This is a genomic window from Robiginitalea sp. SC105, assembly GCF_014243345.1.
Lineage (GTDB): Bacteria > Bacteroidota > Bacteroidia > Flavobacteriales > Flavobacteriaceae > Robiginitalea.
In genome coordinates, this window is sequence record NZ_JACLZF010000001.1 from 846,665 (window position 1) to 872,559 (window position 25,895).

Here is a 25,895-nt window from a genome sequence, read left to right on the forward strand (position 1 = left end):
TAAAAGCGCCAGAAGCCTATGTCTCCCATCCTGATCCAAGCCCTGCAGTTCCTGCTCAGCCTGTCCCTCCTGATCGTGCTGCACGAAATGGGGCACTTCCTTCCTGCCAAGGCATTCAAGACCCGGGTCGAGAAATTCTACCTCTTTTTCGATATCAAGTTTTCCCTGTTCAAGAAAAAGATCGGCGAAACCGTCTATGGCATTGGTTGGCTCCCGCTCGGGGGCTATGTGAAGATCGCGGGGATGATCGATGAGAGCATGGATACCGAGCAGCTGTCCGAGCCCCCCAAACCCTGGGAATTCCGGTCCAAGCCGGCATGGCAGCGACTGATCATCATGCTTGGAGGGGTGACGGTGAATTTCCTGGTGGCCCTGGTGATCTATATCCTTACCTCCTTTGTCTACGGGGATGCCTACATCTCCACGGACAGCATACAGGACGGCTATTACATTACCAACCCGGTCCTGAAAGAACTCGGCGTGGAAACCGGGGACGAGCTCGTGGCCATCGACGGGCAACGCTACGACAACTACGATGACCTGAGGCGCAACCTGATCACCGCGGAGCGGATCACCGTGGCGCGGGACGGGCAGGAGCGCGAAATCGAACTGCCGGAGGATTTCCTCGGGCAGCTATCCACCGGGGAAGACCTGAGCATGTTCCGACTCCGTTTCCCCTTTATGGTAGGGGAGGTATCTGATAGTTCCCTCAATAAGAACGCCGGCCTCCAACCCGGCGACCTGATCCTCTCCATTGCGGGCGAGCCCATCAAATATTACGACCAGGTGGCACCCATCATGGATACCCTGAAGAACCGTACCATCCCGGTGCGTTTTGAACGGGATGGGCAAACCCGGACCCTGGAGCTGCAGACAGATGCAGACGGGAAGATGGGGATCTGGCCCGGGGGCAGCATGAAGCGGTTTTCCGAACTCGGTTATTTTGATACGGTGATCAAGGATTACAGCCTGGGCGAGAGCATCGCCGTGGGCGGTCAGAAATTCGTCAACCAGATCGGCGGCTACTGGCTCCAACTCAAGAAGATCTTTACCCCCAGTACCGGTGCGTACAAGGGTGTCGGGGGCTTCAAGGCCATCTTCGACATCTTCCCGGATTTCTGGAGCTGGCAGGGCTTCTGGGAGATTACCGCCTTTTTGTCGATCATGCTGGCCGTACTGAACCTGTTGCCCATCCCCGCCCTGGACGGGGGCCATGTGATGTTCCTGCTCTACGAGATGGTGTCCGGCCGCAAGCCCAGCGACAAATTCATGGAGTACGCCCAGATGGTGGGCTTTTTCCTGCTGATCGCCCTGATCCTGTTCGCGAACGGGAACGACGTGTACAAGTGGCTTTTCAAGTAATTCCTGCCGGCCCGGCAGCTGGCACTGTTCCGGCACCGGGTATTGGCGTGGAATCCTAAGGGTTACGGCCTGTCCGCTGACACGCCCCACCTGTTCATAATCAGGCACTTGTGAAAAAGCCTTTTGGGTTGTTTTGCGCTTTTCCGTGCAATTGATCGAATTTTTGAGCCCGGAACAGGCTTTCTTCTTAATTTTAAGGTAAGTGCAGTCCCCAAACTGCCTTTTCTAAAACCCTGCTTATGAAAACCTATGCGTTTCCGGCCCTGCTTTTGGGTGCCATTGCCCTCCTGATCACCTCCTGCTCCCGATACGGCAACGAACTCCAGTATGTGGAATTCGGCCGCGTGGAAGTTAAGGTGACCGATGCGCCATTCCCATCCCATTTGGTTTCCGCTACCTATGTAACCATCGACCGGATCGAGGCCCGGGCCAAGGACGAATCTTCCGACGATGCCTTTGTGCTGCTCTTCGAGGGGTCCGAAAAAATCAACATCATGGAACTCACCAACGGGATGGTTGCCACCCTTGGGACCTCCGAGATCCCAGTGGGCACCTACGACCTGGTGCGCCTGGTCATCAGCGGGGCCTATGTGGTCCTGGAGGACGGCACGGAAGTGGATGTGAAAGTGCCCAGCGGGGCCCAGTCCGGCCTGAAGGTATTTATCAAACCGGGCCTGGAAGTGGCCGGGGAGCTCACCTCCGAGCTGCTCCTGGACATGGACCTGTCAAAATCCTTTGTCTTCAGGGAGAATCCCATCGACCCGGATAAAATTGAAAGCATCATCTTCAATCCGGTCATCCGCGCAGTAAACGAGAGCCTGACCGGCAGCCTGGCCGGCACGGTCCTGGCTGTGGACCCGGAGCAAACGCCGCTTGCCGGGGCCCAGGTCAGCCTGTATGACGGGGAAGCCCTCTATACCACCACCCTGACCAATGCAGACGGGGCCTATATGCTCATGGGGGTCGAAGGCGGCACCTACCAGGTGCAGGCCGAATTGGCGGGTTACCTGTCCGCTGATCCAGTGGAGGTAAACATTGTGCCCGGGAACCTGATCCAGCAGTCTTTTGACCTCGAACCGGAGGAATAATCTCCCTTGTTTTTGATTGGCAATAATCAAAAATATTTTATATTTGCACCCGCTTTAGTAGCGAAAGATCATTCCTCCTTAGCTCAGTTGGTTAGAGCATCTGACTGTTAATCAGAGGGTCCTTGGTTCGAGCCCAAGAGGGGGAGCATAGTACAGGCCGGTTTTAACCGGCCTTTTTTATTTTCAAGAGGCTCGAGCCAGCGCACCACCTCGCTCCTCACTGCAAAAGGTCCACCGGACCTTTTGCGGGCGTTCGGCCGGGTTCGAGCCCAAGAGGGGGAGCCCCGAGAAACAAAGGCCTCAGAGCACATCGCTGTTCTGGGGCCTTTTCCATTTGCAAAAAGTCTGAAAACACCCCAAAATTTAACATTTTTTACCTCCTTTTGCCACACTTTGGAGGCGATTCCGATGCTTCAAGAATTGGGTATTCCTTCAACTTTCATCTGAGAAGTATTGCTACTTGAAATTAGAATCCCATTCATCAGATTTACCGGGAGATGCAAAAAATTTCAACAGTCATGTTCTCCTAACATCTATATTGCTATATAAGTTGGATAAAGTGCATAGTGCATTTTACACATACGTTGTGCGTCGGCTAAAAAAACATCTGGTAAAAATCTAGAATAAATGAAACAGATAATTAAACCATATGATTTTACAACCAAAGCTTTTTTTATAGCTATGGTTATCTTATTTCTCTTATTGCAAGTAGCCTTCCACCCTACCTATTTGCAATATTTCCCTCAATTTCAAGGCTTTAGTTGGATGCATCATGTACATGGAGCTCTAATGGTTTCATGGGTGATGATGTTAATTCTTCAACCCTATCTTATCATCAAAAACAAATACAAGACCCATAGACTTATTGGTAAAATCTCATATATCACAGCACCATTAGTGTTTATTTCTATGATATTGATAACAAGGCTAAGTTATCTCAAGATGGTCGGTGAAATGCCGTTTAATGAAGTCGCCGCTTTTCAATCATTAAACTTTATTGGTCCATTCAATTTTTTGCTTATCTACTCACTTGCTATTATTCACAGAAAAGATGTCTTTAAACACAAGCGATTCATGATTGGCACGTTATTCACCGTTTCTGGAGCTGTTTTTTCCAGAATATTGATTCATATTGTTGGATTGTCCGGTGAACTTGATGCCTTTTTTTTCACTGAATATTTTAGTGTCAGCCTTGTAATACTCCTTATATTAAATGATGTAAGAAATAAAGTAAACCCTATCCCATACACTATTGTAGCAATCGCAATTTTTATAGGTATTTTTAATATGCATGCTCGTTATACAGAAGTATGGCAATCCGTAGTACGATTTATAGGAGACAGATTTTTTTGAAAGACATAAAATGTCTAATCAATTCTACTACCAGCAACAACAAGCCGAGCGCACAACATTATATAAGCGTAATGCAGGCTAAAGTGATAAATTCAAACTAATTGAATAGTAGCAGGCATATAGTTAAACTGAAAGTGAAGTGCTTCTAATCCAACACTACGCTTATACTTGACCGTTTTATACCCTAACCTAAAAAATATCATATATGAAGTTTAATTATGCAATAGTAGGATTACTACTGGTATCACTATTCTTATCTGGTTGTTCGGATCAATCCTCGAATCAAAGTGGCAATTGGACTTCATACGCTTCAGACAAATTCAGTTCCAAATACTCATCCTTAGATCAGATCAATAAGGAAAACGTAGAAAACATTGAAGTGAAATGGACTTGGGAATCACCAGATAATGCTCTTAAAGAGCAGTTTAAATTTCCCGTTTCAATTTATCAGGCCACCCCTTTAGCAATCAACGGGATATTATACGTAAGTTCCTCAACGGCAATTGTATCAGCAATAAATGGAGTAACTGGGCAAACTATTTGGACCTTTGATCCGGAGACGTATAAATCGAATGCTCCCGCGCACGGGGCATATATTCACCGGGGTGTTTCCTATTGGGATGATGGGGCTGGAGGGCGAATTATCTTTGGAACCCCTGATGCTCGATTGATAGCGTTAGATGCCAGGAATGGGAGTTTGGTGGAATCATTTGGTAAAGGTGGAATAGTAGACCTGACCCAGGGATTAAGCCGTGAGTTCGACGCATCTCATTACGGGATTTCCACTCCGCCAATTATCGCTAATGATGTAATTGTAATTGGATCTTCGATCACCGATGCAAGCCCACAGAGCATGAGGCCTCCTGGGGATGTGAGAGGATTTGATGTAAAAACAGGTGAACAATTATGGGTATTTCATACCATACCACAAGCGTCCGAATATGGAAATGATACCTGGGAAAATGAATCGTGGAAAGTCACCGGTAACACCAATGTTTGGACAAGAATGAGTGCTGATGAAGAGTTGGGATACGTTTATTTGCCAATAAGCACACCAACAAACGATTGGTATGGCGGAAACAGATTGGGAGACAATTTGTTTGCAGAAAGTTTAGTGTGTTTGAATACGCGAACAGGAGAACGAATCTGGCATTTTCAAATGGTCCATCATGGCGTATGGGATTACGATTTACCAGCAGCACCTAATCTTTTAAACATTAATAGAGATGGTAAATCTGTGAAAGCTGTTGCGCAAGTAAGTAAGCAGGGATTTACATATGTATTTAATCGTGAAACAGGTGAACCCATATGGCCTATTGAAGAAAAACCTGTGCCACAATCTACTGTGCCAGGTGAACGAACCTCTCCCACACAACCATTTCCCACAAAACCAGCTCCTTTTGAAAGACAAGGTGTTACCAAAGAGGATATCATAGATTTTACTCCTGAATTGTTTGATGAAGTTTGGGCAAGTTTAAGTGAAATAGATAAGGGTGAATTGTTTACTCCTCCTACCAATAACGGACTGGTTTATCTTCCCGGGGCACTGGGTGGTGCAAACTGGCATGGGGCAGCGGTGGACCCTGAGAATGGAGTACTTTATGTGCCATCGATGACCTTTCCCAGTTTTTTCAAAATAGTTAAATCTGATACGACAAAAACGGACGCCAATTACGAGTGGCAGCGATTCTGGGTCTCAGGTCCTCAGGGACTTCCTCTGTTTAAGCCACCTTATGGCAGAATTACGGCGATAGATATGAATACCGGAGATCACAAATGGCAGTCCGCCATGGGAGACGGTCCTAGGGAACATCCCTTACTCAGGGGTTTGAATTTACCCAGATTAGGATGGAATTTACGCGGGTCTATTTTACTGACCAAGTCATTGCTGTTTATCGGGCAAGAAGGAAAATATTGGGAGTATGTTCCTGCGCTGGTTGGAGGAGCAAAACTAAGCGAAGTACAAACTCAGGAAATAATCAATTTCGAACCAAAAATTCAGGTGTTTGATAAGACCAACGGAGAGCTTGTCCATGAAGTAGAACTTCCTCTGAATGTTACCGGTGCTCCAATGACTTATATGGTTGACGGGAAACAATATATTGCATTTGCGGTGGGCGGATCAATAGGGCCGGCAAAAATTATAGCAATGGGCTTAAAATGAATCTGGTTCAATTACACAGAGGGATATAACCCGTGGTAAATTCTCCTGTGTTCCGGATTGAAGCGGACGTTCGTACAGGTCAAATAGCCATTTTCCGTTAACAGCTCTTGAAGAATTGCTTTTGCGACAGTCGCTGCTCGATTTCTTTGGCTGTTTTGGTAATGGAAAGCCCGCCAAGATTGGTACACCGCAGGGTGTTCGGGATGCTTTTGCCCACTTCGTACATCGTTTCGATCACCTCGTCCAGGGGGATCAGGTGGTCGTAATCAGCCAGGGCCATATTGGCACACGAAAGCGCATTGGAGGCAGCCATCACATTTCGGTTCAGGCAAGGCGCTTCCACCCGGTTTCCGATCGGGTCACAGATGAGCCCCAGGGAACTTTGCAGGGCCATGGAAGCTGCTGAGAGGCTTTGCGGCAACGTACCCCCGCCCAAATAAACCAGAGATGCGGCCGCCATGGTTGCCCCGGCCCCGCACTCCGCCTGGCACCCCCCGACTTCGGCTGCAAAGGTGGAGTGGGCGCTGATAAACACGCCGATCAGGCCGGCGATCAGTAAGGCTTTTACCGTTTCCTCCTCCGAAAAGCCAAGGGCATCGGCCACGCCCAGAACGGCCCCGGGCATCGCCCCGCAGGACCCCGCTGTCGGGGCCGCTACAATCACGCCCATGGAACTTTTGACTTCCATGATGGCTGAAACGTACATGATGATCCTGTTGAGCACTTCCCCATCCACCAGCTTCTTATCCTCCATCATGGCCTTGAACTTCACAGATTGGGGGCCCAGGATCCGGTCTTCGAACTCGGTGCCTTTGAGGCCGGTTTCGACCGCATCCCTCATGATGATCCGAATCTCGTTCATTTTGGAGAAGACCTCTTCCTCGGAGATGTTTCCCCTCATGCTCTCATACCGGGCTGCCAGTTGCCAAAGGGACAGGTTTTTTCCCTTGTTGTAGGCCAGCATTTCTTCGGTGGTGATAAAGGGCACCCGGATATCTTTTGCCGCGAGGATGGGCAGGACCGGGTTGATCTGTTTGATGGATGTGACGCCTTCCAACAGGCCCAGTTCCTGTATAACGGAATCATCCATGGGAACCCGGGTGGCCACCAGCACAAAACAGGCTGCCCCGTTATGGATCTGAAAACCATCCACGTTTGTCGACCGCTTCAGGTATTGGGATACTTTGTCGGGTTTCCCCGTGTAAATCAATGTAACAAAGCTATCGCCGTACAGGGAAACCTCCGTTTTGTCAATTTCGATTACCTCGACCATGCCGCCCCCCGTGGAGAGGGCAACCACCTGGTGCGTTTCCCAGGGGTTTTTCAGGGTAATCCGATAGGTGTTCGGATGCTCGGCCTGGAAATCGATAATGTTGATACTGACTGCAATCCGGGCTGCCCTGAGGTGCCTTTCCGAGTCGACCAGGCGCTCGTCATGGGCTTCCCAGCCCAGGAACCCGCCAAAAAGACCCATATCGGACCCCTGGTCTTTATGGGTTGTGGCAAGGGACCCATGGGTATCAAAATCAATTTCGATCTCCGAGATCTTCCCGCCCATGAGATCATGGCAAATCCTGCCGATCCTGAGCGAAGCCGCACAGTGTGAGCTGGACGGGCCACGCATCACCGGCCCGACCACGTCATTAAAAATACTGGGATATGTCATGGACTGGGCTTTGAATTTGAATCCCTTGAAAATACGAAAAATACACCAGCATCATTCCCGATCTAACCCGGAAGGTGTTTTAGCGTCTCTCTTTTTCAGTCAACCTTAAATAGTCGGCCCAAAGAATAGCCTTTTTATGAGCGGAAAATTTGCAGAAAAAATCCCTTCTTTCATGGGTAAACCATAAATTCTGTAATTTCCACTCACGGAGCCCAAATATCCTTAGGATCATGAGAAGATTATTTTTGGTTATAGTTGCTGTTTATTGTTGTCAGTATCAAATGCAGGCCCAGACAGTCTTTGAACTTGATGGCAATCAAAGCATGCTGATGATTGGTAAGGGCCCGGGACAGGATGCTACCATAAACCCTTTTCAGGGAGAAGATTGCTTTGCTGTAATAGAAAACCTGGGCGATGAATTGTTCTCTGTCCGTATTCAACAGGAAGGAGAAATAGTAGCAATTGTGCCTGTGCAACCCCAACAAACCGAAAAGATCAAACTTTTGGTAGGGCAGGAATTGTATCTGGATCCCGAGACTAAAAACAAGGCCAGGGCAAGTGTGGATTATGAAAAAATAGGTAATTAGTAGACTTACGTATGCTGCAACTTTGAATGATAGGGGGGAGCATCAGGTGCCGGCAATACGCCGGCATTTCTTTTACCACCCTTATTTCGTTTGCCCAATAGCGATCGGATTCGCACCTTTAGAGCGAGCAACGTGATAACGCCAGTTTTATGCCCGGAACACCTTCCGAAAGCAAGCCGACCCTGGTCCGGCAAATGGGGCTTTTTGCTGTCATCGCCACGGGGGTTTCCTCCATGGTAGGGGCTTCGATCAATGTCGTGCCGGTGATGATCCACCGTAGCGTGCCCGGGATCGGGTCGCACGTGGTGCTGGCCTTTTTGTTTGCCGCGGTACCTGCAGTGCTCGCGGGACTGGCCTATGCGATACTGGGGTCCGCCATGCCCCGGGCCGGCGGCAGTTACCTCTACGCCAGCCGGGGGCTGAACCCCTATCTGGGTTTTGCCGCCAGCTTTTCCCAATGGTTTGGCCTGTCCATTGTGATCGGGGTCATCGCTTATATCTCGGTCCCGTTCCTCAGGGATATTGCGCTGAGTGCCGGGCTGCCCGAAACGGCCCGGTACCTCGACCTGGCGATAGTCCGGGTTACCCTGGCCCTGGGCCTTATCTGGGGGTTTGTCTATGTGAATGTCCGGGGGGTAAAGTCGTATGCCCGATGGCTGCTGCCCATGGTCATCGTCATCTTTGCCACCGGGGGCATCGTGATTCTCTCGGGGCTCTTTTACGATTCCGGCGATTTTCTGGAGGCCCTCCGGCTGAAGGAGGACATTGTTTTCACCCCTGCGGCATCCCCCGGTCTGGAATGGCCGGTTTTCCTGTCGGCTGCGGCCGTCCTGTTTTCGAGTTTTATCGGGTTTGATGCCATTGCCCAAACCGGGAGCGAGGCGGTCAATCCAAAAAGAAACCTGCCACTGGCCACGTTGATCGCCATCCTCGGCGTAGGGGGCTTCTACCTGCTTTTCACCCTTTCTGTATATCATATCGTACCCTGGAGTTTTGTTGCGGAAAGGGCGCAATCTGAGGACATAACGGCCCCGGGGCTGCTCTCCCGCGTGCTTCCCAAGGGGGTAGACCTGGTCATATTGCTGGGCGCCGCAATCGCCCTTATCAACGACCTTCCCGCCATGCTCCTCTCCGTATCCCGACTCATGTTCGCCTGGGCCCGAGATGGTATTTTCCCGGAGCGCATCACACGGATTCACCCGAAATACCACAGCCCGCATATCGCCTTGTTCTGTGCGGGGGTGTTTGCATCCATCGGGGTTCTCGGGTCGCATTTTGCGGGGGATTTCTTCCTGGGGATCGATATCATGGTTACTTCGATGCTGGTCAATTTTCTGCTGATGTGCCTGACGGTTATTGCCTTTCCGAAGGTCAATGGGGTATTGTACCGGCAGATTGCCATTTTCAGAAACAGAACGGCCCAACTCCTGATCGGATGGGCCGGGGTTTTATTTATCAGCCTGTTTTTGGCGATCCATATTTATAAGGACCTGAATCAGCCAAGGGATGGCTGGTATTTCCATTCCACCTATGTCTGGCTGATCGTCATGGGATTGGCAAGTGCCGTTTTTATCTTAAAATGGATAAGCCTCCGAAGGGATTATCCGGATCTTTCCGCCCGTTTCAAAAAGCTTCCAAACTCGTAATCTATGGAAAAACAAGTTCGGTTATCAGAATCGCTCACCATTCCGCGCCTGGTTATCGGGCTATGGCAAATTGCCGACATGGAGCGAAAGAAGGGCCCCCTGGACCCAGTTGATACGGCCCGTTATATGGAACCTTATGCCCGGGCCGGGCTTACCGCTTTTGATATGGCAGACCATTACGGATCGAGCGAAATCATCGCGGGCACTTTCAAGAACAGCCTGGCCGATCCGGCTTCCGTCAGCCTGTTTACCAAATGGGTTCCGGAGCCGGGTAAAATTTCGAAGAAGGATGTTCGCAAGGCGGTCGAAAAGGCGCTCACTCGCATGCAGCAACCCGTTATTGACCTCATGCAGTTCCACGCCTGGCACTACCCGGACCCCAGCTGGCTGGATGCACTGATGTACCTCAATGAGTTGCGGGAAGAGGGGTTGTTCCGGAACATAGGGGTCACCAATTTTGATGCGGCCCATCTGCGGGTGGCGCTTTCCAGCGGCATCCCGCTGGTGACCAACCAGGTCTCGCATTCGGTTCTCGATAGGCGGGCCCAGGGGCCCATGCGGGAGCTATGCGCAACCCATAACGTAAAATTACTGGCCTATGGCACCCTGGCGGGCGGCTTTCTGACCGATAAATGGTTAGGGGTGCCCGAACCCCGTCCCGAGCAACTCACGACCTGGTCGGAGATGAAGTACAAACGGTTTATCGATGCGGCCGGGGGTTGGGCCCTTTTTCAAGAGCTGCTTCGGGCACTCCGGGAGGTCGCCGACAAACACCAATCGAGCATTGCGGCTATCGCCAGCCGGTATGTGCTGGAAACCCCCAGCGTCGCGGCTGTGATCATCGGGGCCCGCCTCGGGGAAAGCGCGCATATCGATGCGCACAGTGAGCTGCTTGAAATTGATCTGGATGCTGCGGACCTGGCCCGTATCGCATCCGCACAGGAGCAACTCAAACCCATTCCCGGGGATTGCGGGGACGAATACCGGAAGCCACCCTTCCTGACGGCATCCGGGGACCTCAGCCATCATCTTAAGCGTATTCCGCGGGCTTTCAGCCCTGTCCAGGGCCCTGCCGAAAGTTCCAGGGTGTTCAGCGGCACCCCGTGGGAAGCCTTTGCCGGCTACGCCAGGGCCGTCCGCAAAGGAAATGCCATTCTGGTTTCCGGGACCACGGCCACACACGGGGAATTGCTTGTCGGGGGCAGTGACCCGGCGGCCCAGACACATTTTGTGATTGATAAGATTGAGGCCGCTGTCGAGGCACTTGGGGGAACTCTGGAAGACGTGGTCCGCACCCGGGTTTACGTAAATCACCTGGACGACTGGGAGGCGGTCGCAAAGGCCCACGGGGAGCGTTTCCGGGGAATTGATCCGGCAAACACCCTGGTAGAGGCACGGCTGGTAGGGGATGGGTACCTGGTAGAAATTGAAGCCGAAGCCCTCTTAACCAGCTAGAACAATAGTTGACTGACTTTCAATCTCATAAACCCTGATTGCAGGTATCCGGGGAATGCACGGTTCGAATATTCAGGACCCCAGGATTTGCAAAGCACTTCATAATATACATTTAACCTCAAAATGTAGGACGCTTTCGCTTTTATTGATATATTTAAATCTAACCAACTACCTGAGCGCGTTCACCGATGCCTTCCAATGCCATTCAGATGATTCTGAGTCGCCAATTGGCTGACTCTCTCTCCGTACCTGTTTTCCTGGTGGATCCGGAAGGCAACCTGCTGTTTTACAATGTACCGGCCGAGGCGATACTCGGCCAAAAATTTGAAGATACCGGCCCGATGCCGGTAGGGGACTGGGGAACCAACTTTTTTCCATTCGATGAAGATGGGACCCCCATACCCCCCGAGGGACTTCCCCTGGTTCAGACGATCCATACGCAGGTACCTGCGCACCGGACTTTCTGGATCAAAAGCCTGAGCGGGGATTCCATCAACATATCGGTTTCCTCCATACCCCTTATCGGGCGGGATGGGGATTTCTGCGGTGCCATGGCCATTTTCTGGAATAACAAGAGGAACTTATGAAAGTGAAACTGCATGGCACCAGGGGGTCTTATCCGGTATCCACTGCCCAGAACCAGAAATACGGGGGAAACACCCCCTGTGTGGAGGTCACAGAGGGCAGGCAGCGCATCATCATGGATGCCGGCACCGGTATCCTGGGGATAGACTTCGGCGCCTACCAGGATTCCGACCGCATCGATATCTTCCTGACCCACCTCCATATGGATCACATTCAGGGGCTCGCCTTTTGCAAACCCCTGTTCAACCCGAACCAAAAAATTGTCATCTGGGGCCCGGCAGACAGCGAAGAATCACTGAAAACCCGGCTCAACCGCTTTTTATCGCCACCACTGTTCCCAATCCCCCTGAGGGATATCCCTTCCCAACTTGAAATTTGCGAAATGCCGAACCAGGCAGTGGAAGTGGGCCCATTCCGGATATTGTCCGAATATATCTCCCATCCGGGTCCCACCCTCGGATACCGGGTGGAGTCGGGAGGCAAGGTCCTTACCTACATGCCGGACCACGAACCAACCATAGGCCGGCAAGGCCTGTATCCGGAGGACGAATGGGTTTCCGGGTTCGACCTGGCTGCGAATGCCGACCTGCTGATCCACGATTCCCAATACGACGCAGGGGAATACCAGCAAAAATTTGGTTGGGGGCACAGCTCTTTGGACATGGCGGTGGAATATGCGGAGCGTACCGGGGTAAAAAAGCTGGTGCTGTTCCATCACGACCCCAACCACTCGGATGCGCAACTCGATGAGATGTTCCGGGCGATCGTACAAAACAGATCCCTGGATTTTTCAGTGGAAATGGCCGTTCAAGGGGCCGAAATAGCGGTCTGAAATCTGTTTTCCACAGGTTGGCCGGAAGCTGCTCGGGGGCCGTCTTTAAAATCCCAAAGTATTTGTTTTAAGCTATTTAACAGGATTTTTTGAAAGGGCTACCTGAATTTAGCCTACCTTTAGGGTCTGTCTGCGCATTAGACATTCTACAAGCTACCCTGGTTCTGACAATCGATTTAGTTGTGGTTCGGTTTTTTGCTCCCTCAGGAGATTAGCAATAGTGCAAAAAACGGTTTTAAGCCTAGTCTAAAGAATAGCGACCCGGTAATATAAAGTTGTCGTTGAGGTAAGTTTTGTCTTCCGTACGAATATCCCATTATTTTCTTCCCGGTCCCCCTAATTTTTAACAGCGTACGCACCATGTTATTGGGTGTTGTATCGTCTCAGTTGCATTTGGTCCCATGGATCTTACCAACAGGCTTAAGCGTAAAGAATACGTGTATCAAAAATCCAAAATTTTCGCAGCGAGGCGGGTCCGAGTTCTCAAAAACCCTGAAATTCAGGGTCAACCGGTATTTCCATACCCGGGGTATCAGCAAGCACGCCAACAGGAGCATGGTGGCCAAAACGGCACTGATGCTTTCATTATTCCTGGTTCCCCTGATACTGATCAACCTGGGGGTTGCCGATACTCCCTGGAAATTGTTCCTGCTGTATATCACCAGCGGGTTGGGTATGGCCGGCATTGGCATGGGCATCATGCACGATGCCATCCACGGGTCGTACTCCCGGAACCGCACCGTAAACCGGTATCTGGGATATACCATGAACCTGGTCGGGGCGAGCTCCTCCGTCTGGAGGATACAGCACAACGTGCTGCACCATACCTATCCGAATATCGACGGGGCGGACGACGACCTGAATGCTCCCTTTTTCCTGCGCTTTTCACCGAATGCCAAAAGGTACTGGCTGCACAGGTTCCAGTTCTTGTACGCCTGGTTTTTTTACTGTTTATCCACCATCTCATGGATCACCACCAAAGACTTTGTCCGGTTGAACCGGTATAAGAAAATGGGCTTCATAAGCCGCGGGAAGGAATTCCGGAAGGAACTCTTAAAGCTGGTTTTGTGGAAAGTCGCCTATTATACCTTTGCCCTGGTCCTGCCGCTCATCTTCGTACCCCTTGCCCCCTGGATCGTAGTACTGGCCTTTATCGGGATGCACCTGATGACCGGGGTGATGATCAGTACCGTCTTCCAGGTAGCCCACATCATGCCCAGCCTGGAGTTTCCCCTGCCGGATGAAAATGCGGTGATCAGCGGCGACTGGGCATTGCACCAACTGGCGACTACCACCAACTTTGCCCCGAAAAGCCGGCTTTTTTCCTGGCTGATCGGCGGCCTGAACTATCAGGTGGAGCACCACCTATTTCCCAACATCTGCCATGTACATTACCGGCAACTCTCCCGTATTGTGGCGAAGACGGCCCGGGAATTCGACATGCCCTACCACTCGCATAACACCTTTGGGGGTGCTGTTTGGAACCACATCAAGATGTTATATTCCCTGGGAAAGGAAAACGGTGTTACCGATAACCTCCCTACCCGGATTCCCTCCTAATTCCCTTTTGCAGGTTCCCGATTTGCTTAGCCTGATACAGACCCCGGCAAATCACCATCCTTCTACCAGCAAATAAAATCCTCCCCAAAGTGAACCCCTGCCCGCCGCTTCCCGTAAGTGTTTGCACAAACAAAAAAATAAATCAAATGAAACGAATGAAGCATTTGTGCCCGATGGCACTGGCACTTTTTATGGCAATTGGGGTCACCTCTTTTGCACAGCAGTCCATGAAGGACAAGGTCAAAATGGAGAAAAACACCAAAATGGTGGGCGGGGCCCTCATGTACCCTTCCCGGGATATTGTGGCGAACGCCGTTAATTCCAAGGACCACACCACGCTGGTGGCAGCGGTCAAGGCCGCGGGCCTGGTGGAAACCCTCCAGGGCCCGGGGCCCTTTACCGTTTTTGCACCCACCAACACGGCATTTGATAAATTGCCTGCCGGAACGGTGCAAACCCTTTTAAAGCCCGAAAACAAGTCGCAACTCCAGGGTGTGCTCACCTACCATGTACTGGCGGGCAGCTACAGTTCCGGGGATCTTGCAAAGGCCATCCGGAAAGGGAAGGGAACCGCGGTTTTCACTACCGTCAACGGTTCGGAATTATCGGCCATGATGGCCGGGGACGCCATTGTACTGCAAGATGCTGCAGGCCATGTGTCCGAGGTCACCATTGCAGATGTCAACCAGTCCAACGGCGTCATCCACGTGGTCGACACCGTCGTGTTACCGGGGAAGTAATCCCAGGTTGCCCCTGATTTTCTGAAAAGGCGACACGGCCCGTGTCGCCTTTTTTATGCCATGTGCTAGTGGCACGTTTTGTAAAATCCCATTATTTTTAAATCAGATGGAAAACCCATCCGTTAAATTGCTTGCTATGACCAGAAAAATACTCCTTGCATTGGCCTTTGTGCTCCTGTGCAGCCACGACATGTACCTCAAGCCGGTATCCTATTTCCTGGAACCGGGGACCGAGTCCCGGATTGCCCTTTTCAACGGCACCTTTGAAAAAAGCGAAAACGTCATTGCCCGCAGCAGGATGCAGGATGTGAGCCTGGTCGGGAATGGTCGCCGCACTGCTCTGGATTCCACCCAGTGGCGTGAGCAGGACAGCGTAACCATCCTCAATTTTACGTCGGGGGAGCCCGGCACCTGGGTGGCAGGGGTCTCCACCCTGCCCAGGAATATCGAAATGGCCGCCGAGGACTTCAATGCTTACCTGGAGCACGACGGCATACTGGATATGCTGAAGGAGCGCAGGAATGCCGGTACCCTGGGGGAAGACGCCGTGGAAAGGTATTCCAAGCACGTTAAAACGATCTTCCAGGTAGGGGAAGCCCTTTCAGCGGATTGGAACCATGAGCTGGGCTACCCGCTGGAATTTATCCCGATGGAGAACCCCTATGACATCCATCCCGGGCACCGGTTGCAGGTCCGCCTGCTCCGGGATGGGTCCCCCCTGGCGGACCAGCTGGTCTATGTGGGTGCCCGGGCGGCATCCCATACGCACGAGGACGGAGGCGAGGTCCATAGCGATGAGGCCGATACCGGGGCACATACCCATGAGGCGGGTGGGGAGGAGCATACGCACGGGCCCGGGGAGGAAGTTCATTCTCACAGCGGGGACGGCTCCGAAGGCCATCAACATGACGGCATCCGCTCCCTGCGCACGGATTCCGAAGGTCTTGTGACCCTGGATATCGATGCGGCAGGGGTCTGGTACCTGCGGACCATTCACCTGGTGGATAGCCCGGAGGAAGGGCTTACACACGAGTCCAACTGGGCCACCCTGACCTTTGCGATCGGGGAAGGGCACAGCCACAGCCACGGGGATGCGGACAGCGCCCATACGCATGAAGACGAAGGCATCCCGGCCTACCTGCTCTGGATAGGAAGCCTCCTGATCCTGGGGATCCTGTTCTTTTTCTTCAATCGCAGAAAACGATGAGCGGGGTACCCGTCCGGAAAGGGGTTGTCCTTATCATGCTGCTTTTGCCGGTACTGGCCTCAGCCCACGGCATTGATTCCGCAGACCAGGCACTGCTGGACCGGGGCGGCTTGCTGTCCTACATCTGGGTGGGGGCCAAGCACATGCTCACCGGGTTTGACCATTTGCTGTTCCTGGCCGGCGTCATCTTTTACCTGAAGGGGTTCCGGGACATCCTGCTGTTTATCACCATTTTTACCCTGGGCCACTGTATCACCCTGATCGGCGCCACCTATATGCAAATCCGGGCAGACGAACACCTGGTGGATGCCTGCATTGCGCTGAGCGTTGTCTACAAGGGGTTCGAGAACCTTGGCGGGTTTGACAAACTGCTGAAAACCGGGTCGCCCAACCTGTTGCGGATGGTATTCATCTTCGGGTTGCTCCACGGCCTGGGCCTGTCCACCCGCCTGCAGTCCTTTGACCTGGGATCGGACCAGTTCCTCTCCAAAATCCTCAGTTTCAATGTAGGCGTGGAACTGGGGCAGGTGGTTGCCCTGGTTCCGATTGTGCTGCTAATCAGGGTCTGGCAAAAGAAACCCAGCTATGACGCTTTTTACCGGGCCGCCAACTTTTACCTGGTCATTGCCGGGGTGGGTCTGTTCGCCTACCAACTTTATGGCTACCTGAACACGCAGTAGTTTCTCCAGCTTTATGGCTATCTAAACACCCATTAATCTTCCGGGATTCCGTTGCATAGTCCTGAATTCCTTATTTTAGGGGTTCTCTAAACACAAATGACTATGAAACGACTCCTACTTCTCACTTTAAGTGCCCTTTTCCTGATGACCGGGGGCCCGTTAAGTGCCCAACGAAAGAAAAGCAATACCACCGAAAAAAAGGACGAATTGCCCCTGCAGGCCTTTGCCTTCCGGAATATCGGACCGGCCTTTTTGTCCGGCCGGATTGCCGACCTGGTGATCCATCCGGAAAACGACAATGTCTGGTATGTGGCGGTAGGCTCCGGAGGGGTCTGGAAAACCGTCAACGCCGGCACCACCTGGAAGCCGCTGTTTGACCAGCAGGGGTCATATTCCACGGGGTGCATTACCCTGGACCCGCAAAACCCGTCCACCGTCTGGGTGGGAACCGGTGAAAATGTCGGCGGGCGCCACGTCGCCTACGGGGACGGTATCTACCGCTCAAGGGATGGGGGGGATTCCTGGGAAAACCTGGGCCTGAAGCAAACGGAACATATCTCAAAAATCATCGTCCACCCGGATAATTCGGATGTGGTCTGGGTAGCCGCCCAGGGGCCGCTCTGGAACAAAGGCGGGGAACGGGGCGTTTATAAGACCACCGACGGGGGTGCCACCTGGACCCGCGTGCTGGGCAATGCCGAATGGACGGGCGCCACGGACCTGCTGATCGACCCCCGGGACCCGGATGTACTGTACGCCGCTACCTGGGACCGGCACCGCACGGTGGCCGCCCTGCTGGGCGGGGGACCCGGAACCGGGATCCACAAATCCACTGACGGGGGGGATACCTGGGTGGAACTCACCGGCGGTTTACCCAAATCCAACATGGGTAAAATCGGCATGGCCATCTCCCCCCAGCAACCGGATGTGCTCTACGCCGCCATTGAGCTGGACCGCACCACGGGGGCCGTATACCGATCTGCGGACCGCGGGGCTTCCTGGCAAAAAATGTCCAATACCGTTTCCGGGGGTACGGGCCCCCATTACTACCAGGAGCTCTATGCCAGCCCGCACAAATTCGACAGGTTGTACCTGATGAATGTCCGCGTGCTCACCTCCGAAGACGGCGGGAAAACCTTTGTCCAGCTCAAGGAAGAGGAAAAGCACTCCGACAACCATGCGATGGCCTTTAAAAAGGACGACCCGAACTACCTGATGATCGGCACCGATGCCGGGATTTACGAGAGTTTTGACCTGGCAGAGAACTGGCGGTACCACAAGAACCTGCCCCTGACCCAGTTTTACAAGGTGGCCGTCAACAATGCGGAGCCCTTCTACCACATCTTCGGCGGCACCCAGGACAACGGGTCTGCAGGCGGGCCTTCGGCCACAGACGAAGAAGAGGGGATCAGCAACCGCAGCTGGTATAAAACGCTGTTTGCGGACGGGCACCAGTCGGCCACGGACCCCGAATACAATAACATTATCTATGCGGAAACCCAACAGGGCGGGCTGCACCGGGTGGACCTGACCACGGGCGAACCCGTTTTTATCCAGCCACAGGCCCGGAAGGGGGACCCCCACGAGCGCTTTAACTGGGATGCACCCATCCTGGTTTCCCCCCATAACCCGGCGCGTTTGTATTTCGCCTCCTACCGCGTCTGGAAGTCTGAGAACCGGGGGGATGCCTGGACCCCGATTTCCGGTGACCTGACCCGGAATGAGGAACGCCTGGAGCTCCCGATCATGGGACGCCAGCAATCCTGGGACAATGCCTGGGATGTAGGGGCCATGTCCAATTACAATACCATCAGCTCCCTCAGCGAATCGCCTTTGCAGGAGGGCCTGCTCTACGCAGGTACCGACGACGGTTTTATCGCCGTGAGCGGGGATGGAGGGGAAAACTGGGAACGGATCCCCGTAACCCGCCTGGGGTTGCCTGCCCGCAGTTTTGTCAACGACATCAAGGCGGACCTGCACGATGTAAACACGGTCTACGTGGCCCTGGACAACCACAAGGAAGGGGATTTCAACCCCTACCTGTATAAGAGCACGGACCGGGGGAAAACCTGGACCTCCCTGGCCACTGACCTGCCGGAGCGCACCCTGGTGTGGCGGATCGTGCAGGACCATGTAAAAAAGGACCTGCTGTTCGCCGCTACCGAATTCGGGGTGTATGCCTCCCTGAATGGCGGGGCCAACTGGCAGAAACTGCCGGGGACCCCGAACATGGGCTTCCGGGACCTGGCCATTCAGAAGCGGGAGAACGACCTGGTGGCTGCCTCCTTCGGCCGCGGGTTCTTTGTGCTGGACGACTACAGCGCCCTGCGGGAACTGACCCCTGAAAATCTGCAGGCCAAAGGGAAGCTTTTTGCGCCCCGGACGGCCAAATGGTATGCCCCGCGGAGCGAATTGGGGAACACCGGGGCCGATTTTTACATCGCCAAAAACCCGGAGTTCGGGGCGGTTTTCACCTACCACCTTGCAGACGAATTCACCACGGCCAAAGAAGCCCGTCAAAAGGCGGAAAAGGCAGCCAATGAAAAGGGCGCGGACATCCCCTTCCCGGGATACGCAGCCATCGATGAGGAGAACAGCGAGGAACCGGCCATGGTCTGGATCACCATCCGGGACGACCAGGGGAACGTGATCCGCCACCTGCAGAAAAAGGCTGAAAAAGGGACCCACCGGCTGGCCTGGGACCTGCGCCACGCCAGCACCGGCGCCATTGATCCGGAGCGTTCCTCCGGGGGTGGGTGGTTCAGCCGGGGCCCCCTCGCAACGCCGGGGACCTATTCGGCCACCCTGGCTCTTGAAAAGGACGGCTCGGTAACGCCTTTGGGCGATGCCGTTTCCTTCGAAGTCAAGCCCATACGCGAAGGCGTGCTGGGCGGGATGGATTACGCAGGGTACAATGCCTACCGGCAGGAGCTGGCCGATGTCCAGCAGCAACTCGAGGTTTTGAGGGATCATTTTGAACAGGCCGAAACTGCGTTGAAAGGCTTCGAAAAGGCACTCGAAAGTACCCCGCGCGCAACTGCGAGCCTGGTGAAGGAAGTCTTTGACCTGGGAGAGGCGATACGCACCGTCAAAATCAAAACAGAAGGCAGCCCTGCCCGGGATGAGATCGGGGAGCGCAACCCGCCTTCCATCCAGTCGCATTTCAGTACGGCCTACCGCGGCATGTCCACCACCTACGGGCCTACGGCCATGCACCGGCGGAGCCTGGGCATAGCCAGGGAAATGCTGGCGGAAATCCGGCCGGAAGTGGACCGGATCGCTGACCAGATGGTCCCGGCCCTGGCGCAGAAATTCAAGGCGGCAGGGGCTCCTTATATCAAGGGGCAGGATTGATACGGTTAGAACAGCTTACACAAAAACGGCTATGCACTCCAGCATGGCCGTTTTTTTTTGGCTCCCGCTCTCATAGGGGTCAAAGATCCTCAATACGCCTTGATCCAGTCGAACTTCTTCTGGATGATTGCTTCCTTGTTTTCCCGGACATATTCCAAAAAGGCACTGGCTGCCGGGGAATGCCTTTTGGATTGCAGCCAGATGAGGTTCCAGTTGGTAATAATGGGCAGGCCCCGTACCGGGACAATCTGCAGGTCCCCGTTTTTCAATTCGTTCTTGATCCCGATCACCGGCATGACCGAACACCCGAGCCCGGCCACTACGGCCTGTTTGACCGCTTCGTTGGATGTGAGCTCGATTTTATTCCGCACCGTATAGTTCCTTTTTGAAATAAAACTTTCCATGGCGTTCCGCGTAGCGGACCCCGGTTCCCGGTAGATCAGGGGGACCGATTCGAACAACCTCTTGGGCGAACGGGGGTCGGGCAGTTGCAGGTCCCTGGCCGCCACATAGAACAACCGGTTCTGCATGAGTTCCACCCGGTCGATGCGGAGGTTGGGAAGTACGGACACCAGGGCAAAGTCCACCTTATTGGCTTCCAGGCTTTCCACCACCTGGGCCTTGTTTGTCACGTCGATATTCAGTTCCACCCCGGGGTGCTCCCGCATGAAATCCGACAGGAAATAAGGCATGACATATTTACCCGTGGATACCACGGAGATTTTCAGCATGCCGGAAAGCTCGCCCTGGTAGGCCAGGGTCTTGTAGTTGATCGCATGGACCTCGTCCAGGATTTTCTGGGCTGCCTGGGCAATTTCCCGGCCGAAATCCGTGATAAACAGCTTGCGCCCCACCACCTCCGTAAGGGGGATGGGGAATTGCTCCTGGAAATTTTTTAGCTGGATCGAGACAGCCGGTTGTGTCAGAAACAGGGCCTCCGAAGCCTTTGTAATGCTTTGTAATTCAGATATTTTCAGGAATATCTGCAGCTGGTGCAACGTGTAGTTCATAAAAAATATTAATGTTTCGCATAGTAAATATAAATAAAATTATATCTCATTAAATGCGAATCTTTGCACCGTTTTTAACTGGAATTAATCATCAAAATCAAAAAAAATGCAAGCAACGGAAGTGAAGAAAGCTCCAAAAACCAAACAAAAGGTCCAACTGGTAAAAGGGGATTTCACCCCCTCGGAGGCCTGGGACATTATCGGGTCGCTGGTCGATGTAAAGATCAATTTTCACAAACTGCAGCGGCTGCAGCGGTGGGAGGGGTACCACAAATGCGATACGGGGGACCTCAACAGCCGGATCGAAGAACTGCAGCAGGCCGAGGCCGAGGCAAAGGAATTCATCGCCCAGGTGCGCAAGCAGGGGAAAAAGGTGTCCATTTCCGGCACGCTCGAAATCAAGGTAACCGAATAACCCCGGAAACAGTCACAATCATGGAAAACTCAATAGAACCGATGAATAAGAAACAAGGCGCTCTTCCCAAACAGGCACTCCTTACCGGAGCCGGGATAGCCATCCTGCTGTTTTTCCTGGGACTGGCAATCAGTATGGACCACTTCCTGCTCGACCAGCTGCTGGTCTGCAGTTTTATCCTGCTGGTGATTTTGGCCTGCCGGATCAGGGGAACTGTTTTTTGAAATGGGAAACAGCGGAATGCAATCAAAAACCAAAGACAGATCGATGGATCATCAGACTGGAGAAATTCAAATGGAAACATTGGGGAATACCCGGCAACGGGCGGGCCTATCCATTTCGGACTGGGCACCTGTCCTGTTATGGACAGCCTTTTCAGCAATAGCGGCCTATGGCCTCTGGAGCTTCGGGGAACTGCCGGATTGGAAATGGGAGGGGATCCTCAGGATAAACGGGTTTACCATCCTCCTTTGGGGGACCGTTACCCTGTTCAGCGCCATCGTGGCCAGCTACAGCCGGAAATACCTTACCGGGTTCCGGCACCGCAGCCGGTTCATGGCCCTGACCCTGTGCTTCACCCTCACTGTCATGACCCTGCTCATCTCCGAGCACTTGTTACTGCTGCTCCTGAGTTGGCTGGGGATGGGTATGGTCATGTCCGGGCTTATAGGCATCCGCACCGAATGGAGGGAGGCCCGTGCGGCTGCCAGATACAGCCGCAGGTATTTCCTGGCGGGGTCCGCTTTCCTGGGCATCGGGATGTTCCTGCCCGCTTTCTGGACGGGAAACTTTACCCTGAGCGGGCTCCTGGGGGCCATACCTGCCCTGCCGGCAATCCTCATTTCGGTTACGGCAGCCTGCCTGATCCTGGCGGCCATCATCCAATCCGCCATGTACCCCTTCCACCGCTGGCTCCTCTCGAGCATGACGGCACCTACCCCGGCATCGGCTTTGATGCATGCGGGGTTTGTAAACGGGGCGGGTATTTTACTCGCCTTATTTTCGCCCTTCCTTTTCGCCTCAGACACCCTGACGCTCCTCTTCATCATCGGGGGGCTGACGGCCATCCTGGCCCAGTTCGCCAAGTTGCTGCAGGTGAACGTGAAGCAGCGACTGGCCTGCTCGACCATTGCCCAGATGGGGTTCATGATCATGCAGTGCGGCCTGGGCTTTTTCAGCGCGGCGGTGGCACACCTGATCCTGCACGGCTTCTATAAGGCCTACCTCTTCCTCTCTGCCGGGGAAGGGATCGCCCAATCCGAACCTCAGGCACCCCCCAGGATCCGGATCAAACCCCTGCAGGCTGTGGCCGTACTGATCCACGGATTCCTGGGCGCGCTGCTGTTTATGCAGCTCACCGGGAAAGGCGGCGGCCTGGGCAGCGGTAGTTTCCTGACCCTGATTGTCGCCATAACCGTCGGGCAGGCTACCTACAACATCGTGAAGCACGAGGGCTTTACGGCCGTACAGCGCCTGCTGGTACCCCCCCTGCTGTATGTCGCCGGCATCGGCCTCTATGCCCTGGTCTTTAACGGGGTGGCCGCATTCATGTCGGACATGCCGCTCGTGACCGAGTCCATGCCGCTGACGGCGACGGAAATCGGCTTCGGCCTGGTTTTCCTGGCAGGTTTCTTCGTGATGAAACTCGGCCTGTACCTGAAACACCCCTGGTTCTATGTCAAACTGATGAACCTGACCCAACCCATAAAACAAACCGTTTGAATCGTCAAAGCCCAAAAAGCATGAGTACAATGTCCTTATCGCAGCGCATCCTGGAAGCCTCCGAAGTTGTCGGGAAAACATGGCCCCTCTATGCCTTTGTTACCTCCAACCCCCTGACGGGATACGAGAAATCCCCCTTTAAGGAGGCGCTGTCAAAAGCAGCCGGTATATTCGGGGCCCGGGTTTATCCCGAGCCGGAGCTCTTCCGCAAAGCATGGGAAAACGGGGAAATACACCCGGACATCCTCCTGCCCATCCTGAGGGAGCACGGGATGAAGGACACCCCTGAGCACTACCTGAAACAACTCGTGGCCGATCCCGGGCAGTCCCCGGAGACCGGCAGCCAGGAACTTGACCGGATTACCGCCAAATGGGTGATGGCCTTCCTGGACGAAGGCCTGGCCGAATGGGCCATGCCCGGTAAAAAGCATGGGTTCTACAAGGCGTGGCGCCGCCTCGCGGGATACGACCAGGACCTGGCCGGGCTCCGCAAGCGGGATATGCCCGAAACTGCTGAGGGAGCCCTCGGGGAGATCCTCTCGGACTACCCGGAGGATGCCTGGATGGAAATACTGACCTGCCACCTGGCCGCACTCCCCGGCTGGACCGGTTACATCAAGTTTCGGGAAGAGGCACGGACTGCCTGGCAGGAGAAATACCCGATCAGCCTGGAAGACTACCTCGCCGTCCGGCTGCTGATCGCCAAAAGCCTGGAGGCGCCAATCCTCCCCCCGAAAACGGACAGGCGGGCCGACGAAGCCGGGGAGATCCTGCCCTACCTCTGGCTGACCGCCTGGGAGCGCAGCTGGCAACAGCAACTGGTCCGGTCGTTGGCGGAAGGGGTTTCCAGCGTGGATGCCGAAAGGGTTGGCGATACTCTTGCGGATGCGCAGCTGGTATTCTGCATCGATACCCGGTCGGAACCCATACGCCGGCATATCGAGCAACAAGGCAACTACGAAACCCATGGCTACGCCGGGTTCTTCGGGATCGCCATGGACTATGAACACCCAAAGGACGGGCTGCTGCGGAAATCCTGCCCTCCAATCCTCGGATCTGCCTACAAGGTCCGGGAAGTACCGGCCGCAGACCGGGATGACTCATTCGAGGCTTACCTCAAAAAACGGCAAACGAGCGGTTTCATCCATTACTTTTTACGGCGGATGAAAAACATGCTGCCCTCAGCCTTCGGATATGTGGAAGGCGCGGGAGTTTTCTATGGGGGGCTGATCCTGGCCAGGACCTGGCTGCCCGGGTCCCTGGACCGCCTGATCAGGCGGAACCAACCAGCCCACGAAGCCATCTGCGAGCCGCAAATAACCCAAAGGGTCCAGGGGCATGTGCATGCGGATACCACCGACATCCCGCTGGCAGAAAAAGTGGCCATCGTAAAATCGGCCTTTGACCTGATGGGGTGGCGGGAATTTGCCCCCCTGGTGGTCTTCGCCGGACACGGCAGCCACAGTACCAACAACCCGTTCGCCTCCAGCCTGGATTGCGGCGCCTGCGCGGCAAGCCCGGGAAGGCACAACGCCCGGATGCTGGCCAGGCTGGCCAACCAGCGGGAGGTCCGCAGGGTGCTCATTCAGGAACACGGCCTGATCATCCCGGAGGCTACCGTTTTTATCGGGGCCGAACACAATACGACCACGGATGAAATCCTCCTCTTTGATACGGAGGTGCCCGGGACCCACAAGGGACTCCTGGATAAGGTCAAACGGGACCTGGACCGGGCCCGGGAAAGCGCAGTTCAGGAGCGGCTGCAACTTGAGAAGCCAGATGTTTCCGCAGCCCTTCGCAGGGCGGGAGACTGGTCCGAGACCCGGCCCGAATGGGGGTTGGCGGGGAATGCAGGGTTTGTGATCGGCCCGCGCAGCCTGACCAAAACGCACAACCTAGGCGGGCGCTGCTTCCTCCACTCCTACCAATGGGAACTGGACCCCGAGGGGAAAGCCCTGGAAGGGATCATGCAGGGGCCCATGGTGGTCACCCAGTGGATCAACAACCACTACTTTTTCGCGACTGTGGACCCGGAGCGCTTCGGGGGAGGGGATAAGATCACCCACAACATTACCGGCCAGTTCGGTGTCCTGCGGGGCAATGGCGGGGACCTGAAATCCGGCCTGCCGCTCCAGTCGCTCTACCAGAGCGACACTGAGGCCTACCACCAGCCACTCAGGCTGTCGGTGTGCATACAGGCACCCAAAAAGCGGGTGGGGGAGATCCTCTCGAAAAACCCCAGCCTGCAGACCCTGCTGGACAACCAGTGGATCTACCTGATCGTCCTGGACCCGAGGGACGGGGATACCTGGAAGTACAGCCAGAACCTCAAGTGGGACCGGTTCGATGCGGCATCCAAACCCTCCAAAAAACCGAAATTCCGGGAGGCGGTTTTTGCGGAAACCGAAATGGCCTGAATATAGCAGGTTACTGCACAATATCCGCAGCCCTTTCCGGGTTATTCATTAA

Annotated in this window: 20 protein-coding genes and 1 tRNA gene; 19 read left to right on the forward strand and 2 right to left on the reverse strand. The window is 54.0% G+C overall.

What is annotated here, in order from left to right:
* Window positions 1-18 precede the first annotated feature (18 nt).
* From rseP to H7F20_RS03775, 5 genes are all read left to right on the forward strand, one after another.
* Window positions 19-1,362 (forward strand): RIP metalloprotease RseP, encoded by a 1,344-nt coding sequence (gene rseP, locus H7F20_RS03755; RefSeq protein ID WP_185784788.1) that lies wholly within the window; start codon window positions 19-21, stop codon window positions 1,360-1,362.
* 239 nt (window positions 1,363-1,601) lie between these two features.
* Entirely contained in the window at window positions 1,602-2,450 is an 849-nt protein-coding gene (locus tag H7F20_RS03760; RefSeq protein ID WP_185784789.1) for a DUF4382 domain-containing protein, read from the forward strand.
* Between the two features lie 72 nt (window positions 2,451-2,522).
* Window positions 2,523-2,596, forward strand: a tRNA-Asn gene (locus H7F20_RS03765).
* 481 nt (window positions 2,597-3,077) lie between these two features.
* Window positions 3,078-3,803, forward strand: a complete 726-nt coding sequence (locus tag H7F20_RS03770; protein ID WP_185784790.1) for a hypothetical protein — start codon at window positions 3,078-3,080, stop codon at window positions 3,801-3,803.
* 205 nt (window positions 3,804-4,008) lie between these two features.
* Window positions 4,009-5,967: a pyrroloquinoline quinone-dependent dehydrogenase gene (locus tag H7F20_RS03775; protein WP_185784791.1), complete on the forward strand. Its 1,959-nt coding sequence runs from the start codon at window positions 4,009-4,011 to the stop codon at window positions 5,965-5,967.
* A gap of 97 nt (window positions 5,968-6,064) precedes the next feature.
* Here H7F20_RS03775 and H7F20_RS03780 read toward each other — a convergent pair whose 3' ends face one another.
* Complete coding sequence (locus tag H7F20_RS03780; protein ID WP_185784792.1) at window positions 6,065-7,633, reverse strand: L-serine ammonia-lyase, iron-sulfur-dependent, subunit alpha; 1,569 nt, start codon at window positions 7,631-7,633, stop codon at window positions 6,065-6,067.
* Window positions 7,634-7,863: 230 nt separating this feature from the next.
* On the opposite strand from H7F20_RS03780, the gene H7F20_RS03785 reads away from it, so the two are divergent.
* The 10 genes from H7F20_RS03785 to H7F20_RS03830 all read left to right on the forward strand — a co-directional run bounded on the left by H7F20_RS03785 (window position 7,864) and on the right by H7F20_RS03830 (window position 20,279).
* Entirely contained in the window at window positions 7,864-8,220 is a 357-nt protein-coding gene (locus H7F20_RS03785; RefSeq protein ID WP_185784793.1) for a hypothetical protein, read from the forward strand.
* A 149-nt stretch (window positions 8,221-8,369) separates the two neighbouring features.
* Window positions 8,370-9,866 (forward strand): APC family permease, encoded by a 1,497-nt coding sequence (locus H7F20_RS03790; protein ID WP_185784794.1) that lies wholly within the window; start codon window positions 8,370-8,372, stop codon window positions 9,864-9,866.
* A 3-nt stretch (window positions 9,867-9,869) separates the two neighbouring features.
* Complete coding sequence (locus H7F20_RS03795; protein WP_185784795.1) at window positions 9,870-11,321, forward strand: aldo/keto reductase; 1,452 nt, start codon at window positions 9,870-9,872, stop codon at window positions 11,319-11,321.
* 209 nt (window positions 11,322-11,530) lie between these two features.
* Entirely contained in the window at window positions 11,531-11,908 is a 378-nt protein-coding gene (locus tag H7F20_RS03800; RefSeq protein WP_255443975.1) for a PAS domain-containing protein, read from the forward strand.
* The gene (locus H7F20_RS03805; RefSeq protein ID WP_185784797.1) at window positions 11,905-12,738 is read left to right on the forward strand and encodes an MBL fold metallo-hydrolase; all 834 of its coding nucleotides are present in this window, start codon (window positions 11,905-11,907) and stop codon (window positions 12,736-12,738) included. The genes H7F20_RS03800 and H7F20_RS03805 overlap by 4 nt, the downstream gene beginning before the upstream one ends.
* Window positions 12,739-13,314: 576 nt before the next feature.
* Window positions 13,315-14,298 (forward strand): acyl-CoA desaturase, encoded by a 984-nt coding sequence (locus H7F20_RS03810; protein ID WP_255443976.1) that lies wholly within the window; start codon window positions 13,315-13,317, stop codon window positions 14,296-14,298.
* Window positions 14,299-14,444: 146 nt separating this feature from the next.
* On the forward strand, window positions 14,445-15,038 hold the full coding sequence (locus H7F20_RS03815) for a fasciclin domain-containing protein (RefSeq protein WP_370588470.1): 594 nt from the start codon (window positions 14,445-14,447) through the stop codon (window positions 15,036-15,038).
* 136 nt (window positions 15,039-15,174) lie between these two features.
* Window positions 15,175-16,245 carry a DUF4198 domain-containing protein gene (locus H7F20_RS03820; protein WP_185784799.1) on the forward strand — a complete coding sequence of 357 codons (1,071 nt, stop codon included), beginning with the start codon at window positions 15,175-15,177 and terminating at the stop codon, window positions 16,243-16,245.
* Complete coding sequence (locus H7F20_RS03825) at window positions 16,242-16,925, forward strand: HupE/UreJ family protein (RefSeq protein ID WP_185784800.1); 684 nt, start codon at window positions 16,242-16,244, stop codon at window positions 16,923-16,925. The genes H7F20_RS03820 and H7F20_RS03825 overlap by 4 nt, the downstream gene beginning before the upstream one ends.
* Window positions 16,926-17,027: 102 nt before the next feature.
* Window positions 17,028-20,279 (forward strand): sialidase family protein, encoded by a 3,252-nt coding sequence (locus H7F20_RS03830; protein ID WP_185784801.1) that lies wholly within the window; start codon window positions 17,028-17,030, stop codon window positions 20,277-20,279.
* 89 nt (window positions 20,280-20,368) lie between these two features.
* Here the strand turns inward: H7F20_RS03830 and H7F20_RS03835 are convergent, their stop codons facing one another.
* The gene (locus tag H7F20_RS03835) at window positions 20,369-21,289 is read right to left on the reverse strand and encodes a LysR substrate-binding domain-containing protein (protein WP_185784802.1); all 921 of its coding nucleotides are present in this window, start codon (window positions 21,287-21,289) and stop codon (window positions 20,369-20,371) included.
* 106 nt (window positions 21,290-21,395) lie between these two features.
* Between H7F20_RS03835 and H7F20_RS03840 the strand changes: the two genes are divergently transcribed.
* Genes H7F20_RS03840 through H7F20_RS03855 form a run of 4 tightly spaced genes read left to right on the forward strand, consistent with a single transcriptional unit; the run spans window position 21,396 to window position 25,843 of the window.
* Window positions 21,396-21,704, forward strand: coding sequence for a hypothetical protein (locus H7F20_RS03840; protein WP_185784803.1), 309 nt, complete (start codon window positions 21,396-21,398; stop codon window positions 21,702-21,704).
* A gap of 41 nt (window positions 21,705-21,745) precedes the next feature.
* The gene (locus H7F20_RS03845) at window positions 21,746-21,928 is read left to right on the forward strand and encodes a hypothetical protein (protein ID WP_185784804.1); all 183 of its coding nucleotides are present in this window, start codon (window positions 21,746-21,748) and stop codon (window positions 21,926-21,928) included.
* Window positions 21,929-21,971: 43 nt separating this feature from the next.
* Window positions 21,972-23,426: a proton-conducting transporter membrane subunit gene (locus tag H7F20_RS03850; protein WP_255443978.1), complete on the forward strand. Its 1,455-nt coding sequence runs from the start codon at window positions 21,972-21,974 to the stop codon at window positions 23,424-23,426.
* Between the two features lie 20 nt (window positions 23,427-23,446).
* Complete coding sequence (locus H7F20_RS03855) at window positions 23,447-25,843, forward strand: DUF2309 domain-containing protein (RefSeq protein ID WP_255443979.1); 2,397 nt, start codon at window positions 23,447-23,449, stop codon at window positions 25,841-25,843.
* The last annotated feature ends 52 nt before the right edge of the window (window positions 25,844-25,895 follow it).

Bases quoted from the DNA above. Each gene is read 5' to 3' on its own strand.
- rseP (WP_185784788.1), top strand. From the start codon at position 19: ATGTCTCCCATCCTGATCCAAGCCCTGCAGTTCCTGCTCAGCCTGTCC.
- H7F20_RS03760 (WP_185784789.1), top strand. From the start codon at position 1,602: ATGAAAACCTATGCGTTTCCGGCCCTGCTTTTGGGTGCCATTGCCCTC.
- H7F20_RS03770 (WP_185784790.1), top strand. From the start codon at position 3,078: ATGAAACAGATAATTAAACCATATGATTTTACAACCAAAGCTTTTTTT.
- H7F20_RS03775 (WP_185784791.1), top strand. From the start codon at position 4,009: ATGAAGTTTAATTATGCAATAGTAGGATTACTACTGGTATCACTATTC.
- H7F20_RS03780 (WP_185784792.1), bottom strand. From the start codon at position 7,633: ATGACATATCCCAGTATTTTTAATGACGTGGTCGGGCCGGTGATGCGT.
- H7F20_RS03785 (WP_185784793.1), top strand. From the start codon at position 7,864: ATGAGAAGATTATTTTTGGTTATAGTTGCTGTTTATTGTTGTCAGTAT.
- H7F20_RS03790 (WP_185784794.1), top strand. From the start codon at position 8,370: ATGCCCGGAACACCTTCCGAAAGCAAGCCGACCCTGGTCCGGCAAATG.
- H7F20_RS03795 (WP_185784795.1), top strand. From the start codon at position 9,870: ATGGAAAAACAAGTTCGGTTATCAGAATCGCTCACCATTCCGCGCCTG.
- H7F20_RS03800 (WP_255443975.1), top strand. From the start codon at position 11,531: ATGATTCTGAGTCGCCAATTGGCTGACTCTCTCTCCGTACCTGTTTTC.
- H7F20_RS03805 (WP_185784797.1), top strand. From the start codon at position 11,905: ATGAAAGTGAAACTGCATGGCACCAGGGGGTCTTATCCGGTATCCACT.
- H7F20_RS03810 (WP_255443976.1), top strand. From the start codon at position 13,315: ATGCTTTCATTATTCCTGGTTCCCCTGATACTGATCAACCTGGGGGTT.
- H7F20_RS03815 (WP_370588470.1), top strand. From the start codon at position 14,445: ATGAAACGAATGAAGCATTTGTGCCCGATGGCACTGGCACTTTTTATG.
- H7F20_RS03820 (WP_185784799.1), top strand. From the start codon at position 15,175: ATGACCAGAAAAATACTCCTTGCATTGGCCTTTGTGCTCCTGTGCAGC.
- H7F20_RS03825 (WP_185784800.1), top strand. From the start codon at position 16,242: ATGAGCGGGGTACCCGTCCGGAAAGGGGTTGTCCTTATCATGCTGCTT.
- H7F20_RS03830 (WP_185784801.1), top strand. From the start codon at position 17,028: ATGAAACGACTCCTACTTCTCACTTTAAGTGCCCTTTTCCTGATGACC.
- H7F20_RS03835 (WP_185784802.1), bottom strand. From the start codon at position 21,289: ATGAACTACACGTTGCACCAGCTGCAGATATTCCTGAAAATATCTGAA.
- H7F20_RS03840 (WP_185784803.1), top strand. From the start codon at position 21,396: ATGCAAGCAACGGAAGTGAAGAAAGCTCCAAAAACCAAACAAAAGGTC.
- H7F20_RS03845 (WP_185784804.1), top strand. From the start codon at position 21,746: ATGAATAAGAAACAAGGCGCTCTTCCCAAACAGGCACTCCTTACCGGA.
- H7F20_RS03850 (WP_255443978.1), top strand. From the start codon at position 21,972: ATGGATCATCAGACTGGAGAAATTCAAATGGAAACATTGGGGAATACC.
- H7F20_RS03855 (WP_255443979.1), top strand. From the start codon at position 23,447: ATGAGTACAATGTCCTTATCGCAGCGCATCCTGGAAGCCTCCGAAGTT.